Source organism: Streptomyces sp. NPDC096311 (genome assembly GCF_044763085.1).
Lineage (GTDB): Bacteria > Actinomycetota > Actinomycetes > Streptomycetales > Streptomycetaceae > Streptomyces.
This window is the reverse complement of sequence record NZ_JBIWFN010000009.1, coordinates 289825-304980: the sequence shown is the minus strand read 5'-3', so window position 1 is coordinate 304980 and position 15156 is coordinate 289825. Positions and strand designations below refer to the sequence as shown.

Sequence of the window (15156 nt, the reverse complement as noted above, 5' to 3'; positions counted from 1 at the left end):
GTCAATCTTTCCGTTCCATGAATCTCACGTTTAGAGTGGTGCTCTAAATCGAGGAAGGCAAGGAGGTGCCCGGACATGAGACTGACCCCCACGGAACGTGACCGGCTGCTGCTCTTCGGGGCCGCGGAGCTGGCCCGTGCCCGCCGGGCCCGGGGCCTCAGGCTGAACGTCCCCGAGGCGACCGCCCTCATCGCGGACACCGTCTGCGAGGCGGCCCGGGACGGGCGCCGGCTCGCCGAGGCGATCGCGGCGGCCCGCGCGGTGCTCGGCCCGGACGACGTCCTGCCGGGCGTCGCCGATGTCGTCACCGAGGTGCACGTCGAGGCCGTCTTCGACGATGGGTCCCGGCTCGCGGTCGTCAGCGACCCCCTCGGGGGCGGGCTGGGGGAGCGGGCGCCGGGCGCGCTGCTGCCGGGGCCGGCGCACGCCGAGCCCGCCGCGGTCGTCCGGCTGACGGTCACCAACACCGCGACCGTGCCCGTCTCCGTCACCTCGCACTTCCACTTCTTCGAGACCAACCCGCGGCTCGACTTCCCGCGGGCGGCGGCCTACGGGATGCGGCTCGCGGTCCCCGCCGGGTCCTCCGTGCGCTTCGGACCGGGGGAGAGCATCGAGGTCGGGCTGCTGCCCATCGGCGGTGAGCGGATCGCCATCGGCTTCGCGGGGCTGGTCGACGGGCCGCTGGACGCGCCCGGGGCCAGGGAAGAGGCCCTGCGCAGGGCCGCCGCCTGCGGATACCTCGGAGCCGGGGACGCCGGGGAGACCGGGGAAACGCAAGGAGCTGAGCCGCGATGAATCCTTACGAGTACGCGGCCACCCACGGGCCCCGCGCCGGCGACCGCGTCCGCCTCGGTGACTCCGGGCTGACCATCCGCGTCGAGTCCGACGCCCAGCGCTACGGCGACGAGTTCCTCGCCGGCTTCGGCAAGACCGCCCGCGACGGACTGCACCTCAAGGCCGCCGCCGTCCGCGAGACCTGCGACGTCGTCATCAGCAACGTCGTGGTGATCGACGCGGCCCAGGGGATCCGCAAGGTCTCCATCGGCATCCGCGAGGGGCGGATCTGCTCGATCGGTCGGGCCGGGAACCCCGACACCCTCGACGGGGTCGACGTGGTGGTCGGTACGGGGACGTCGATCGTCTCGGGCGAGGGACTGATCGCCACCGCCGGAGCCGTCGACACCCACGTGCACCTGCTGTCGCCGCGCATCATGGAGGCCTCGCTCGCCTCCGGTGTCACCACGATCATCGGCCAGGAGTTCGGGCCGGTGTGGGGCGTCGGCGTCAACTCGCCCTGGGCGCTGCGCCACGCCTTCAACGCCTTCGACGCCTGGCCGGTCAACATCGGCTTCCTGGGCCGGGGTTCGTCCTCCGACGCCGCCCCCCTCGTCGAGGCCCTGGCCGAGGGCGGCGCGAGCGGCTTCAAGGTGCACGAGGACATGGGCGCCCACACCCGCGCCCTCGACACCGCGCTGCGCGTCGCCGAGGAGCACGACGTCCAGGTCGCCCTGCACAGCGACGGGCTGAACGAATGCCTGTCGGTCGAGGACACCCTGCGCGTCCTCGAAGGCCGGACCATCCACGCCTTCCACATCGAGGGCTGCGGCGGCGGTCACGTGCCGAACGTCCTGAAGATGGCGGGGGTCCCGAACGTCATCGGTTCGTCCACCAACCCCACCCTGCCCTTCGGCCGGGACGCGGTCGCCGAGCACTACGGCATGATCGTCTCCGTCCACGACCTGAAGACCGACCTGCCCGGCGACGCGGCCATGGCCCGCGACCGGATCCGCGCCGGGACCATGGGCGCCGAGGACGTGCTGCACGACCTGGGCGCGATCGGGATCACCTCCTCGGACGCGCAGGGCATGGGGCGCGCGGGCGAGACCGTACGCCGCACCTTCGCGATGGCCGGAAAGATGAAGGCCGAGCGCGGCGTGCCGGCGGACGTGGACCACGACAACGAGCGCGTCCTACGCTACATGGCCAAGCTCACCATCAACCCGGCCATCGCGCACGGACTCGCCCACGAGGTCGGCTCGATCGAGGTCGGCAAGCTCGCCGACATCGTGCTGTGGCGCCCGGAGTTCTTCGGCGCCAAGCCGCAGCTCGTCCTCAAGTCCGGCTTCCCCGCGTACGGCGTCGTCGGCGACCCGAACGCCGCCACCGACACCTGCGAACCGCTCGTCCTGGGGCCGCAGTTCGGGGCGCACGGCGCGACGCCCGCCGAGATCTCGGTGGCCTTCGTCGCCCAGGCCGCGCTCGACCAGGGCAACGACCTCATGCCGACACGCCGGCGCCGGGTCGCCGTGCGCGGCACCCGCGGGATCGGGCCCGCCGACCTGCGCCTCAACTCCCGTACCGGATCCGTCGACGTCGACCAGCGCACCGGCCTGGTCACCCTCGACGGCGACCCGTTGCGCTCCGAGCCCGCCGACTCGGTCTCCCTCAACCGCCTCTACTTCCTGTGATGAAGGTGCACGTCATGACCCCTGCCACCGACGGTTTCCGGATGCCCGCAGAGTGGACCCCGCACGAGCGCACCTGGATGGCGTGGCCGGGCCCCAACCCCACCTTCGACAACCCCGACGACCTCGCCGATGCGCGTGCGGCCTGGGCGGCGGTAGCGCGCGCGGTCCGCCGGTTCGAACCGGTGACGGTCGTGTGCGGGCCGGGCCAGTCGCAGGCGGCCCGGGCGCTGCTCGGCCCGGACGTCGACACCGTCGAACGCGAACTCGACGACGCCTGGATGCGTGACATCGGCCCCACCTTCCTCACCAACGGGAAGGGTGAACTGGCCGCCGTGGACTGGACGTTCAACGGCTGGGGCGCCCAGGAGTGGGCCCGCTGGGAGAACGACGCCAAGATCGGCGCGTATGTCGCGGACCTCGCGGGGGCGAAGACGTACGCCTCGAAGCTCGTCAACGAGGGCGGTGCGATCCACGTCGACGGCGAGGGAACCGTGCTCCTGACCGAGACCGTGCAGCTCGGCCCCGAGCGCAACCCCGACTGGACGCGCGAGCAGGTGGAGACGGAGATCCACGCCCACCTCGGCACCCGCAAGGCGATCTGGCTGCCGCGCGGGCTGACCGGCGACTACCCCCCGCACGGCTTCGGCACGCTCGGCCATGTCGACATCGTGGCCGCCTTCGCCCGCCCCGGGGTCGTGGTCGCGCACTCCCAGCCCGACCCGGCGCACCCCGACCACGAGGTGACCAAGGAGGTCATCGGCCTGCTCAAGGCCGCGACCGACGCGCGCGGGCGCCGCCTGGAGGTCGTCGAGGTCCAGGCCCCGACGATCCTGGAGGCCGACGGCCACTGGGCCGACTACTCCTACATCAACCACTACCTCTGCAACGGCGGCGTGGTCCTGTGCGGCTTCGACGACCCGCGCGACGAGCTCGCGGCCGGCATCTTCCGACGGCTCTTCCCCGAGCGGACGGTGACACTGGTGGACGCACGTACGATCTTTGCCGGAGGCGGTGGCATCCACTGCATTACTCAACAGCAGCCGGTGAGTGCAGGTAAGTGACCTGACCTGCGGTTTCACCGTTCGCGAGTTAGCTCTAGTTAGCCTGAGTTAGCTCTACTCGGCCTGAGTTACCAGAATCTCTCTCCCATCTGTCTCCCATCGGGAGCAGCGAGACCCCCCGACGCGTGTGCGTCGGGGGGTCTCGCGCATGGGACCGGGGTGAGGGGGGCCACCCGGGGAGGCGGACTGACCCTCACCCCAGCCGCCATGTCCAACGGTTGTACAGGCCATGAGTAACGGGCGGGAGTGTCACTTGATCAGGCGGGTTTGAACATGGAGTGATCAAAAAGCGACCGCCCGTCCACCGACGAGGGGGTGCTCACGGTGGACGGGCGATCACTCCAGTCGTGGGCGCTGGCCCACAACCGGGCTACTGGGGTGGATCGGGACGTCGAAGGCTATGCAGTAATTCGAACGCATGCGCGAATGACATATGCCTATCGGATCACACTGAGATGCGTTCTGGCTACAGATAGTCCTGTGTAGATCTCTTAGGTTCCCCGTCTGCCTCAGATTTACCCAAGTGGGTAAGGACATTTAAGCAAGATCACTCCAGCGTGGACAGGTGCATCGCGACCGTCCGCCCGACTGGGTACTCACCCGCCGCAGGGCTATTGGGATGCAAATGCGCGCAGCCCGGCGGGCATCCCACCTCACTCAGCAGCAGCTCGGCGAGCGCATCAATCGAGACGTCAAGAGCATCAGTCGCTGGGAGAACGGTCATCGATCACCAGACCTCACTGACTTAATCCTCTTCGCTGACGCGCTGGGAATCCCGCTCTCCGACCTCGTGAGGTGACGGACTGTCACCTGCTCTACGCGGAAGGGCGGCACGTCCGTCGCGGCGGAAGCGACTCTTTTGCGGGCGTCCTACGGGAGAGCGCTCCTCGCCAACCTCGTTAGGTGGCAGAGCCCCGGCCGGGGATGATCCGGCCGGGGCCTGGTCCCGCCCGCCCCGAGGGAGTGGTTGCCGTCGGCGGGCGGGAGTCTTCAGTGGCGCAGGGACGCCTGGGTGGTCTGGATCGGCACCTTCTTGCACAGGTAGACGTGCCGGTAGATGGTGATGCCCGCGCCAGAGGACGAGGGCATGTCGTGCTCCGTGTACTCCTCGTCGTCCTGGATCGACTGGTCGCAGCGTCCGCAGATCTTCATCCCCGGTACTCCCTCACGAGGCGGTACAGGCTGCGCCCGAGCTCGCAGCTAGCCGCGGTCTCCTCGCGCGCGCAGACCGTGCACGCCGTGGCGTGGGTCAGGAGTCCGCGGTGTGCTTGCAGGGCGACGCAGGTGCGGCAGGCGCGCGGGTACCAGGAGACGGGCTCGCCGGCGCGGCTTGCGCTCTGCACGCCGAGATCGACCGCGGTCGCGGACGTCAGGGTGATGCCGTCCCATACGCAGGCCATCCCGCGGACCTGATGCTCGGACAGGCCCGCCAGGGGTGGGAGCACTAAGGCGTCGAGGACTGTGGCAGATAGGTGGTGCGCTGTACCTTGCTGCATGTCGACTCCAACCAGTCGTCCGCGCCCCGGGGCCGTTCACGCGGTCGCCGGGGCCTTCGTGTCCTAGGGCAGACCGTAGCGTGTCCTAGGACATGTCACTAGGGAGTAGGTGTCTTTGCCCTCGACCGAATTACCAGTGTCCTAGTACATTCGGGCGTGCCCTAGGACGCGCTGAGGAGATCCGATGCCCGACACCGAACACCCCTACATGCAAGTCGCCGAACGGATTCGCCGCCGCATCCTCGACGGCGCCCTCAGGGAAGGCGCGAAACTGCCAGCGCAGCGGGAACTCGCCAAGAGCGAAGGCGTCTCCATTGCCACCCTCGGCAAGGCGCTCGATCAGCTTCAGGTCGAGGGCTACATCACGACCTCCCGCAAGGGCACGTTCGTCGCCAACGCGCCCGAGGTCGCGCCGTCCAGCTACGACCGGATCACCCGCGTCCTGCGGACCGGATCCGTCCTCGCCGAGGGCGAATCGATGATCGTTACGACCGCAGAACTGATCAAACCGCCGCAGTACGTTGCCGAACTCTTCGACCTCGACGAGGGCGACCAGGTCGTGCGCCGCCAATGGCATACCGGCAAGGGCCAACAGCGCACCGGCCTGTACGTCACCTGGTACCCGGCCCAGTTCGCGGCCTCCGTACCCGAGTTGCTGTCGACCTCCCGCCAGTCCTCGCCCGGAATCCTGCTGAAGATTCAGCAAGCCACTGGGCGCCGGATCACTTCGGGCCGTGACGACATCCACGGCAGGGACGCGGACGCTCGAGAGGCCAACTTCCTCGGCCTGCGGATCGGCGCCCCGATCCTCGCCGGCGCCCACCGCCTGTGGGACGACCAGGGCGTCATCGAGTACGGCGAGTGGTGCCTGCCCTCCAGGTTGGCCGTTGGCTACGAGTACTCGTTCGAGGCCGCACCAGAAGCGCCCTGACCCTGGACGCACGAAAGCGGCCCCGCCCTCCCGAAGGAGAGCGGGGCCGCTTGTCAGGGAGTCACGCGTACTGACGACGGGTAGGGACGAGGCCCATCGACAGCAGGCCGCCACCCTTCTGCGGGGTCGGCTGCGGGGCGCCATCGCGGCGGCAGACGAGGGCGTCCGGGTCGGAGGCCGGCGCTTGGAGGCTGTAGCCGTCGGGGCAGGCCGGTCCTGCGGGCCCCTGCTCGCCGGTATCGCCCTTCTCGCCCCGCTCCCCCTGAGGGCCTTGAGGCCCAGGGACGGTGGAGTCCGCGCCGGGCGCCCCCTGCGGGCCGGTGACGCCGTTGGCCCCGGCCGCTCCGGATGCGCCCGGCGACGGAGTGATGGTGGGCGCAGCACGCCCGGGGTCTCCCTTGTCGCCCTTCGGGCCAGGCGGTCCGGGTATCGGCACCGGGACCGCGGCACGGTCGGGCAGGTCCTCGACGGCCTTGGTGGGGTCCGGTGCGACCGGAGTGCCGCCCTTGGCCTTGACCTGCTGGCGCAATGCCCGGACGTCCCCGGCGAGCGTGGATACGGCGGTGCCGCGCAAGTCCGCCTCGGCGGCCAGCTGGTCGGCGCGCGTGGCCTCGGCCTGGACGCGCACGTACACCAGCAGTACAGCCCCGGTGAGCGCCAGCAGGAAGGCCAGGAGAGCCATCGGCTTCCACCGGCGGGCGAGCACCCTTTCGGCGCGCGTCACGGCGTACCTCCCAGCGTCCGCACCAGCAGCTTCAGGCGCGCCGTCTCTGCCCGCTCCGTGGCGAGCTCCAGCCGTAGCGCTGCCAAGTCGGCGCGCAGCTCCTTGCGTTCCTCTTGCAGCTGGTCCGTGAGCGAGTTGAAGCCCGTCACCGCGTTGCCCTCCCTTTGGGCGCGCCCCGAGATCCGGGATCCGTACATGGCTGCCGCCCCGGCCACGACGGCGCTGCCGATCACGCCGAGGGCTGTGGCGAGGGCGGCGTCCATGCCACCTCCAAGACGCTCGCATCGTGCAGGGTCAGACGCCCTTGGCCAGCGACGCGCTGTTCTTCGTCCCGAACGCGCGGGCGGCCATGCCCTTCAGGAGCGAGCCCGCGGCCGCAACGCCAGCCGCGCCCATGGTCTGCCAGAAGCTCGCGTGGAACATATCGGCAGGGCCCGCAGCGATGCCGACGCCGGACGCCGCGACGACGAACGTGGACGCGGTGCGTTCGGCGAGGTCGCGGCCGTAGGTTGCGGCGGTCTTCACGACGGTGTTGACGTTGGGCAGGTTGATCTCAGACATGGTCAGTCTCCTTCTGCTCGGCGAGCCAGCGCCGGACGGTCTGGTTGTGGCGGGCGTCGGCGAGCGCGTTGTGCTCGCCGGATTCCTGCTGCGGGAGCTCGTCCCAGCGGAACCCGAGCCGGGCGCGTTCCTGCTGGATGTCGTTGGTGAACATGGGGACGCCCTCGGGGAGGCGGACCATGGGGCCCCATAGCTGAGCGAGGGCGACGTGGTCGTAGGCCCCGTAGTTCGCCCACAGCTCAACGTCGGGGCCGGTGGCCTGGATGAAGTCGCGCACCTCGTTCGCGATCACCCAGTGCGGCTTCACCTGAGTGTCCTTGGTGTCTGCGCCGACCATTTCCAGCGTGGTCTTTGGGTAGCTGTTCGCGGGCATCGCCAGGTAGCTGTCCAGCGAGGTCCGGCCCGTGATGGGCAGCGATGGCAGCACGTTGCGGATCAGCCAGTCGTTCTTCCTGATGCGCTCCCACGGGGCGTCAGAGTTGACGGCGTAGTACTCGCGGCCGTCGTCGCACACCATGCCAATGGAGATCAGCTCGATAGTGCGGCCGTCCTCCAGGAACTCGAGGTCGTAGTCGATCTCTGTCATGGCCGGGCGCTCACTTCTTGCGGAGGCCGTTTGCGACCTGCCAGGCGTACAGCCAGGTCTTGGGGCCAGTGAGCCCGTCGGCGGGGCCGAGGTCGGCGAGGTAGTGCTGCTGCAGGGCCTTGACCTTGGCGAGGTCGAGGGCGGTCATGGTCCGGGACGGGCCGACGCGGTAGGCCGGTCCCCATCCGCCGCGCTGGAGCCAGGTTTGGAGCTGCAGGGCGTGGTCGTTGCTTGCGCCGAGCTTGAAGTACTGCCGGCCGGGAAATGCCGGGGCGGTCAGTGTCGGCTTCCAGCGCCAGGACGCCACGGCCTTGCCGCCGCGCGGGTCCTTCGGGTCTGCGGTGGGCGGGCACTGGCCGTCCGGGTAGCGGGGGGCGAAGTAGCCGGTGACGTAGCTGCTGCGGCGGGCGTGGGAATGGGACCAGACGCCGTTGCCCTGCCCGTTGTCCGTGGCGCCGAGCTGCACCGAATTGCCGCCCTTGGTGTAGACGCTGTCGGCGTCGAAGCCGACGACGAGCTCCGTGTGGGCGCCGCTGCCGAAGTCGACCCAGGCGCCGACGCTCGGGTATTCGGACCACTGGCCGTGCTGCCGTGCCCAGGCGGCCATGCCGGCGACTGAGGCGGTCTTCGGGACGATCGCGGCCAGGCCGCAGTCGCTGTACATGTCCCAGTCGAAGATGGCGCACCAGGCGACGCCGTCCCAGCCGTACTGCTTGCCGAAGATGGTGTGGTTGTCCCAGCCGACGGCCGAGCTCCACGTCTCGTAGATTCGCTCGGGGACCGCCATCACGTGGTCGACCACGTGGCGCCAGTCGGGAGTTGCGGCCATGGTCAGGCTCCGTTCAGGGCATGAAAAAACCCCGGCCGGACGGCTCGGGGCGAAATGGGTGGGCGGCGGCTACACCTCGCGGTACCAGCCCACGATCGTGATCAGGCCGCCCGCGAGCAGGTCAGAGCCCAGGATGTTGCTCTCGCGGCCCACGGAGCCGCCTTCGTCGTTGCGCAGGCGGTCAGTGTTGGCGCCACTGGTGGTGGTGAAGAAGACCGCCTCGCCGCCACCGATGTGCGAGGAGGCGTTGCCTCCAGAGCCGATCGACTCCGTGTGGAGCGTCAGGGCCTGGCGGATCGAGCGGTCCACGTTGGAGGGCATGGCGACGGTGACGATGCCGGTGCCGGAGCCCGCTGTGCCCACGGTCAGGTAGATACAGACGTCGATGCGCTTGTCCGTCCGGCTGTAGTAGCCGGACTGGACGTTGAACGTGGCGGCGCCCCCGTTCGTCACCGCGGGTGTGTACGTCGCGAAGTCCGTCGGGCTGCTCCTCTGCAGACGGCCCGCGGTCACACGCATGCCTGGTAGCCACAACATCAGCTGGCCCTTTCAGAGTGGAACGATCGGCAGGTAGGCGAGCGCGATGGCCGTGCCCGCGGTCTGGCTCTTGGCGATGCCGTTGACGGACCGCACGACCCCGCTGAACGCCTGCGGGTTGACCAGCTGGTAGTTGTCGAACCGGATGTCCGCGTTGGCGTTGGTGTTCCCGGCGTTGCGGACGGACTTGACGCCGAGACTTCCGGCGGTGGTGATCGCCGAGTCGGTGACCTCGATGGCCCACAGACCGGGCTCCACCGCCGACGCCAGCCAGATCTTGGCCTTCAGCGCGGTCCCCGCCCCCTGGAAGCGCACGCGGACGTAGGTCCCCGCCACGTGGGTGAGCGGCGCGGTGACCGTCCCGAGCTGCGTTTCCACGGTCGCCACCCGCTTGCGGACCGTCAGGTTGATCGCGTTGCCGGTGGTGAACTCGACGCGGGCCTCGTACAGGTTGTCCGGGTCGGCGTACCGGGCGAGGACTCCGGCGAACTGCGACGATCCGGTCGACAGGGCGGCCGTCGTGATGTCGCAGTAGACGTCGAAGTCCGGCTGCACGGCTGCGATCACGGAGTGGTGGCCGGCGGACGTCGCCTGGTTGATGTGGCGGCCGTAGCCGGACAGCACGTCGTAGTCCGCGGCCGTGGCGCCGAAGTTCGTCCACGTCTGGCCGCTGTCGGCGTTGCCCCACGTGTCGGTGGAGGTCCGGCCGAACGAGTCGACGAGGAGCGGGCTGATCGCGCCCACGGTCATGACCTCCCCGCCGGCGGCGACATCGAACGGGAACTCGGCCGGGTAGGCGGCGGTCGTCACCCACGGCAGGCCGCTGGTGGTGGCAACGGTCAGGCTGGTTGCTGTGGAGGTGGCGGCCGCGGCGAGCTTGCTGCCGTCGGTGTCGGCGCGGTCCGGTGCCCTGCGCTTGAACGTCAGGTCGTCGATCCAGACGCCGTCCTCGCCGCCCGCGGTCGAGTTGTCCTTGATGTAGCGGAAGGTGACCGTGGTTGCGCCGGTGACGTTGATGGTGGCCGAGGTCCACGGTGTGGTGCCCTGCGCGCGCAGCGCCTGGACGCCGTCGACGAGGACCAGTAGCCGGTCGCCCTCGAAGCCGGAGCCGGACGCCTCGGACGAGGTGAAGTACCAGAACGTCAGCGACGTGGACCCGGTGGGCACCGTGATGGCGGCGTCCGAGGTCTGGTTGTTGGTGATGGCGCCCGAGCGCAGCGACCACGTGCCGGTGTTGTAGTGGACCTGCGAGCGTGTCCACGGCAGGTTGCCGCCGTCGGTGATGGTGACCTCGTAGGCGGTGTCCTCGAAGTCCTCGATGATGGCGGCCTCGGCGACTGTCCACGGGCCGGCGGGGGTGCAGTTGAACTGGAAGTCCCAGTCGTTGGGGTGGCCGATGACCTCGGTGTAGCCCTGGGCGAGCAGGTCGATCGGGCCGGGCGGCAGCCACGCGGGTGGGTTGGCGATCTGGATGCGGTCGCCGGACTCCAGCGCGGTCACCTGGTTGATGAGACCGGGCGCGGCCGCGAGGTCGACGTTCAGCACCGGATAGCGGGACTCGTCCCACGTGCCGAGGTGCATGCGCCAGTTGGCCTGCGGTTCGGCTTGGTCGTCGTCGTACAGGTTGAGGGTGACCGATTCGTTGTAGACGCCGACACCGTTCGGCGGTGCCTGCACGGACATGTCGCCGTCTTCCAGGACTGCGCGGCCGGAGGCGCCTCCCTCGCGCTGCACGGTGACGTCGTTTCTGACCTTCTGGTCGTCGTCGACCGGCTCCAGCGGCGGCGCGACGTGCCCGGCCACCGCGTAGTCGAGGGCGAGGCCGATGGGCTGGTTGTACAGAGAGATCCGGTCGCGGTAGGCGAGGCCGAGGCGCTCGCGCCGCTCGTAGAGGATGCCGCCGTCCGCGTCCGCGGCGCCCTCCAGCAGATCCATCAGGGTGTCCGGGAGCTGCGCGCCCACCGGTTCCTGATCGTCGTCGTCGCCCCACAGGGCGAACGGCACGCCCTCCTCGGTGGTAAGCCGTTTCATGCGAGCGCCCGCGGTCTCGCCGGCCCATGCGTCGATGGCCCCGTCGTAGGCTGCGGTGTTGTTCGAGGGCCAGACGGAGATGTGCCCGAGGGCCATGCCGTCCAGGTCGGAGGAGTAGCCGCCGGTGGGGGAGGCCACGCCGGTCGGGCGGCCGACGGTGCCCGCGAACGACCGGGAGTCCTGGTAGGCGTCGCCGCCCACATGGGTCCACTTGACGACCCAGTCGACGTTGCCGCCGTTCTGTGTGGCCGAGATCTTCACCCGCACCCACTGCCCGAACAGATCCGAGCCGGTGGCGATGCCCTGGGAGAAGACCGTGGTGCCGTCGGAGTCCCTGCCGAACACGGTGGTGCCGCCCGTGCCCGTCTGGATGAACCACTCGGCGACTGTGCCCGTGGACTGGATCCGCAGAAACGTGCGCCCCGTGGCCGGGGCGGTGTCGAGGCGGTACACCCACAGCACGTGCCACGACGTCAGGGTTGTGGCCGGGGCGGGGACGCGGCCCGCCATGGTGGCCAGGGCGCCGCCGTTGGAGGCCAGCACGGGCAGAGGGGCAGATGACAGCAGGGTGTTTGCGCTCGCCCAGGTGACCCGGGTCAGGGCCAGCGGGGCGACGCCGTCGATGGGGCTGTAGGCCTGGCTGGCCTGGTTGCCTTCTTCCATCGGCCAGTACGCCAGCGGCGCGTAGGAGGGGATGCGGCGGCGCAGCGTGGAAGCGAGAGGCTTGGCGCCCTGCCCGAGGCGGCGCAGGATGCCCGAGGCCTCGATGGGCACCCGGACGTCCTTGCCGGACACGTCCCAGCGGGACGGCCAGGACGACACCTCGCCCACGAACCGGGCCCGCCGGTTGGTGATGGACGCGGTTCCGCCCACGGTCCAGGTACGGCCGGCGCTGTCGGTGAAGCTGGTGGTGCCCAGGGCCTGCGCCGTGAAGTCCGGGGAGGCCACGACCGTGCCGCCGATCACGGAGCGGACCTCGATCCGGTAGACCTTGCCCGAGACGGCGCGGCGTTGCGGGGTGACGAGGTCAAGCTGCTGCGGGGCGATGGACAGGGGCGCGGTGCCCGCGAAGATGGCGGTCGTGCCCGCGTTGACGATGTCGGTGCCGACTTGCGTCCACGGGCCCGCGGTGGTCGGCGCCCAGTACATGCGGAAGGTGTTGCCGCCTGCGCCGTTGTTGACGTCGAACGTGCCGCGCACCGCCGCACTGCGCGGCAGGCCGCCGGGCAGCGTCACGAACGCGGACCACCCGGTCGTGCCGTCCTGCGTGGTGTGCAGGATCAGCTTTCCGTCCTCGAGGCGGAGGTGATAGCTGCGGTTACCGGCCGCGCCCCACTTGCCGACGAGGATCTGCGCGCCGGGCGCGTACCAGTCGGCCTCGCCCTCCCAGCGCAGGTCCAGGTCGCCGGTGATGTCGAGGACGGCGGTGTCCGGGGTGGTGACCTGGTCGGGGGTGTTGTCGGGGAGGTCGAGGAACGGGCCGCCGACCGGGACGGTGACGCGGATGGGGGTGTTGCGGCCGATCAGCTGGTAGTAGGGCGACAGCGGGTTGCGGGGGCTGTACTTGCCGAGCCGGTTGTTGAGGGTCAGCGCGCACTTGCCCGGGTCGACGCGGGCGCCCTCGTCGGCCCGCCCCCGCGTGATGGTGATCTTCTCGGTGGTGTAGACGTCCGAGGTGATGTTGGTCCAGATGCCGTTGATCAGCAGGTCGATCCGCACGTCCAGCGGGGTCTGGGGGAATGCCACAGTGCCGCCTCCTTAGCGCCCGAAGGCGGTCTGCACGTTGCCGCGGCCCTTGACCCGGGTGAGCTTGCGCATGAACTTGTGGAAGTCGTCCTCGGCGCCCGCCAATTCGAAGCGGACCAGGACCGCGCCGCCCGCGCCGCGACCCATGGGCGCCGCCTGCTGCGGGATGCCCGTCATGGCCTGCTGGCCGCTGGCGGCCGTCGAGCCGAGGGCGTTCGCCATGGCGGTGCGTGGGTCGCCCGAACGGTCCTGGATGCCCTGGGCGAGCCCGTGCATCAGCGAGTGGCCGGAGTACAGGGTCCAGCCGCGCCCGGAGAAGGGGCCTTCCTTCGCGGGGGAGAACGGCAGCAGATTCCGCGCCTTGGACAGCGCGTTCTTCACGGCGTTCGCGGGGGCGCTGACCATGGACTTGATGCCGTTGACGAACCCGTTCAGCAGCGAGCGGCCAGCCTTGTACAGGTAGCCGCCCAGGTTGCCGAGGGCGTTGAGGGCCCGTCCGGGCAGGCCGCGCACGAACGACACGAACGAGGCCGCCTTGGCGGCGGCGGCGTCACGCATGGACTGGAACGCGGACGATGCCCGGTTGCGCAGCGATCCGGCGAGGTTGGCCAAGGCGCCCACCAGCCGTCCGGGCAGGCCGCGCGCCCAGGAGACGAGAGCCAGCATCTTCAGGACGGCCCAGTCTCGGGCCGCGCCGAACCAGGCGGAGAACTTGCCCGGCAGCTTCCCGAACCAGGAGAACGCGCCGGACAGCCACGCGATGGTGGCGCTGAACGCGGTCTTGAGCGCTCCCCAGACGACGTTCCACACGGTCTGGAACCAGCGCGTCTTGGTCGCGATCAGCACGATCACCGCGATCAGAGCGATGATGCCGATGACTACCCACGTCATCGGGTTCGCGAGCAGGGCCGCCGTGGACGCCCAGATCTCCGCGTTCCAGATGGTCTGCGCTGCGGAGGCGATGGCCGTGTAGGCGGCATACACCTTCTGTGCCGCGGACACCGCGAGGACGGCGACGGCGACCCCGGCGAGGATCCCGGCGAGCGGCCCGAAGATCTCCTTGTTCTTCATCGCGAACGTGATGAACGTGCCCGCCACCTGCGTCGCGGTCATGGTCGCGGTCCGCTGGAAGCCCTCCAGTGCTGCCTTCGGGTTGTCGCCGAGGGTCTTGGTCATGCGGTCCGCGGCTCCGCCGACCTGGCCGAGAGCCTGCACGGCGTGCGCTGGGTCGAGGGACGCCAACGCTTTCTGCATGTCCTCGGACTGCGTACCGAAGATGTTCGCGGCGATGGATGCCTTCTTGGAACTGTCCGGGTACTTCCGCAGCGCGTCCAGGGTCTTCTGCAGGGCGGCCGTCGCCTTGGGCCCGCCGGCCGCCACGTCTGCGGCCATCTGCTTGCCGTTGAGCCCCAGGGCCTTGAACCCTGCCCCAGCCGTCGACGTGATGTCGCGGGCCCGGAGATTGAACTCCTTCAGCGAGTCGGCGACCAGGTCGGCGTCCCGGGCGCCGCCCTTGAGGCCCTGGGACAGCAGGCCGGTGGCCATCTGCCCGTTGATGCCCAGCGAGTGGAACTGCACGCCGTACTCGTTCAGGGTGTCGAGGAAGTCGTCCGCCTTGTTGACGCCCTTCTGGAATCCGGCGGTGACGATGTCCATCGCCTCGTCGGCGTTCTTCGCCAGACCGGTCTTGAGCATCTGCCCGACCGCCGCAGTGACCCCGCCCAGGTCCTGGTCGAAGGTGTCGCGCAGTGCGATCACCTTCGTCGTGACGCCTTCCAGGCCGCCCTCGGCCTTCGAGGTGTCGCCGATGTTCTGGTAGACGCCGCGGATCGCGTCGTTGACGTCCTCGGTCGACTGGCCCCACGCGTTCTTGTAGACGTTCGCGGAGACCTTCGCCAGTTTGGCGGCCTCCGCCTGGCCGACGCCGAGCTGGGCGGCCAGTTTGTCGTTGGCGGCGTCCACGTCCATGGCGGACACGAACGAGGCGCCGACGCCGACGCCGAGCGCCGCGCCGATGGCGGTACCGGCCGAAGAGAACTTCTCCTTCAGCGAGCCGAGTTGCTCGGACGCCCGGTCGCGGGCCACCAGGTTGAAAACGAGGGAGGTGTCCGACGCCACGGGGAATCACCTCCCAGACTGTTCAGTTGTCGAGGTCGGCCTGCGCCTCGTCCATCTGCTGCTTGTAG

The 15156-nt window shown here is 69.8% G+C and carries 15 protein-coding genes; 5 read left to right on the top strand and 10 right to left on the bottom strand.

The window, feature by feature from the left end; genetic code table 11:
- The first annotated feature begins 75 nt into the window (after positions 1–75).
- The 4 genes from ureA (at position 76) to ACIRA5_RS24450 (ending at position 4328) form a co-directional block, all read left to right on the top strand.
- Positions 76–795 carry an urease subunit gamma gene (ureA, locus tag ACIRA5_RS24465; protein ID WP_403693717.1) on the top strand — a complete coding sequence of 240 codons (720 nt, stop codon included), beginning with the start codon at positions 76–78 and terminating at the stop codon, positions 793–795.
- Positions 792–2468, top strand: a complete 1677-nt coding sequence (locus ACIRA5_RS24460) for an urease subunit alpha (protein ID WP_403693715.1) — start codon at positions 792–794, stop codon at positions 2466–2468. Before ureA ends, ACIRA5_RS24460 begins: the two co-directional genes overlap by 4 nt.
- Positions 2469–2482: 14 nt before the next feature.
- Positions 2483–3529, top strand: coding sequence for an agmatine/peptidylarginine deiminase (locus tag ACIRA5_RS24455; RefSeq protein ID WP_403693714.1), 1047 nt, complete (start codon positions 2483–2485; stop codon positions 3527–3529).
- A gap of 619 nt (positions 3530–4148) precedes the next feature.
- Positions 4149–4328 (top strand): helix-turn-helix domain-containing protein, encoded by a 180-nt coding sequence (locus ACIRA5_RS24450; protein WP_403693869.1) that lies wholly within the window; start codon positions 4149–4151, stop codon positions 4326–4328.
- 191 nt (positions 4329–4519) lie between these two features.
- On the opposite strand, the gene ACIRA5_RS24445 is transcribed toward ACIRA5_RS24450, so the two are convergent.
- Both ACIRA5_RS24445 and ACIRA5_RS24440 read right to left on the bottom strand, forming a co-directional pair.
- Positions 4520–4681, bottom strand: coding sequence for a hypothetical protein (locus tag ACIRA5_RS24445; protein ID WP_403693713.1), 162 nt, complete (start codon positions 4679–4681; stop codon positions 4520–4522).
- Positions 4678–4974, bottom strand: a complete 297-nt coding sequence (locus ACIRA5_RS24440; protein ID WP_403693711.1) for a hypothetical protein — start codon at positions 4972–4974, stop codon at positions 4678–4680. The genes ACIRA5_RS24445 and ACIRA5_RS24440 overlap by 4 nt, the downstream gene beginning before the upstream one ends.
- A gap of 235 nt (positions 4975–5209) precedes the next feature.
- On the opposite strand from ACIRA5_RS24440, the gene ACIRA5_RS24435 reads away from it, so the two are divergent.
- Complete coding sequence (locus tag ACIRA5_RS24435; RefSeq protein WP_403693709.1) at positions 5210–5956, top strand: GntR family transcriptional regulator; 747 nt, start codon at positions 5210–5212, stop codon at positions 5954–5956.
- A 61-nt stretch (positions 5957–6017) separates the two neighbouring features.
- Here the strand turns inward: ACIRA5_RS24435 and ACIRA5_RS24430 are convergent, their stop codons facing one another.
- The 8 genes from ACIRA5_RS24430 to ACIRA5_RS24395 form a co-directional block, all read right to left on the bottom strand.
- Positions 6018–6680, bottom strand: a complete 663-nt coding sequence (locus tag ACIRA5_RS24430) for a collagen-like protein (RefSeq protein ID WP_403693707.1) — start codon at positions 6678–6680, stop codon at positions 6018–6020.
- Positions 6677–6943, bottom strand: coding sequence for a hypothetical protein (locus tag ACIRA5_RS24425; protein ID WP_403693706.1), 267 nt, complete (start codon positions 6941–6943; stop codon positions 6677–6679). Before ACIRA5_RS24425 ends, ACIRA5_RS24430 begins: the two co-directional genes overlap by 4 nt.
- Before the next feature lie 31 nt (positions 6944–6974).
- Complete coding sequence (locus tag ACIRA5_RS24420) at positions 6975–7241, bottom strand: hypothetical protein (protein WP_403693705.1); 267 nt, start codon at positions 7239–7241, stop codon at positions 6975–6977.
- Positions 7234–7827 (bottom strand): 3'-5' exoribonuclease domain-containing protein, encoded by a 594-nt coding sequence (locus ACIRA5_RS24415; protein ID WP_403693703.1) that lies wholly within the window; start codon positions 7825–7827, stop codon positions 7234–7236. Before ACIRA5_RS24415 ends, ACIRA5_RS24420 begins: the two co-directional genes overlap by 8 nt.
- A gap of 10 nt (positions 7828–7837) precedes the next feature.
- Entirely contained in the window at positions 7838–8656 is an 819-nt protein-coding gene (locus ACIRA5_RS24410; RefSeq protein ID WP_403693701.1) for a hypothetical protein, read from the bottom strand.
- Between the two features lie 69 nt (positions 8657–8725).
- Positions 8726–9175 (bottom strand): hypothetical protein, encoded by a 450-nt coding sequence (locus ACIRA5_RS24405; RefSeq protein WP_403693699.1) that lies wholly within the window; start codon positions 9173–9175, stop codon positions 8726–8728.
- 30 nt (positions 9176–9205) lie between these two features.
- Positions 9206–12970 carry a hypothetical protein gene (locus ACIRA5_RS24400; RefSeq protein ID WP_403693698.1) on the bottom strand — a complete coding sequence of 1255 codons (3765 nt, stop codon included), beginning with the start codon at positions 12968–12970 and terminating at the stop codon, positions 9206–9208.
- Between the two features lie 12 nt (positions 12971–12982).
- Positions 12983–15088 (bottom strand): phage tail tape measure protein, encoded by a 2106-nt coding sequence (locus tag ACIRA5_RS24395; protein ID WP_403693696.1) that lies wholly within the window; start codon positions 15086–15088, stop codon positions 12983–12985.
- Positions 15089–15156 lie beyond the last annotated feature (68 nt).

Coding starts and splice junctions, on each gene's coding strand:
- ACIRA5_RS24455 (WP_403693714.1), top strand. CDS start 2,483: ATGACCCCTGCCACCGACGGTTTCCGGATGCCCGCAGAGTGGACCCCG.
- ACIRA5_RS24460 (WP_403693715.1), top strand. CDS start 792: ATGAATCCTTACGAGTACGCGGCCACCCACGGGCCCCGCGCCGGCGAC.
- ACIRA5_RS24415 (WP_403693703.1), bottom strand. CDS start 7,827: ATGACAGAGATCGACTACGACCTCGAGTTCCTGGAGGACGGCCGCACT.
- ACIRA5_RS24450 (WP_403693869.1), top strand. CDS start 4,149: ATGCAAATGCGCGCAGCCCGGCGGGCATCCCACCTCACTCAGCAGCAG.
- ACIRA5_RS24420 (WP_403693705.1), bottom strand. CDS start 7,241: ATGTCTGAGATCAACCTGCCCAACGTCAACACCGTCGTGAAGACCGCC.
- ACIRA5_RS24405 (WP_403693699.1), bottom strand. CDS start 9,175: ATGCGTGTGACCGCGGGCCGTCTGCAGAGGAGCAGCCCGACGGACTTC.
- ACIRA5_RS24425 (WP_403693706.1), bottom strand. CDS start 6,943: ATGGACGCCGCCCTCGCCACAGCCCTCGGCGTGATCGGCAGCGCCGTC.
- ACIRA5_RS24445 (WP_403693713.1), bottom strand. CDS start 4,681: ATGAAGATCTGCGGACGCTGCGACCAGTCGATCCAGGACGACGAGGAG.
- ureA (WP_403693717.1), top strand. CDS start 76: ATGAGACTGACCCCCACGGAACGTGACCGGCTGCTGCTCTTCGGGGCC.
- ACIRA5_RS24435 (WP_403693709.1), top strand. CDS start 5,210: ATGCCCGACACCGAACACCCCTACATGCAAGTCGCCGAACGGATTCGC.
- ACIRA5_RS24410 (WP_403693701.1), bottom strand. CDS start 8,656: ATGGCCGCAACTCCCGACTGGCGCCACGTGGTCGACCACGTGATGGCG.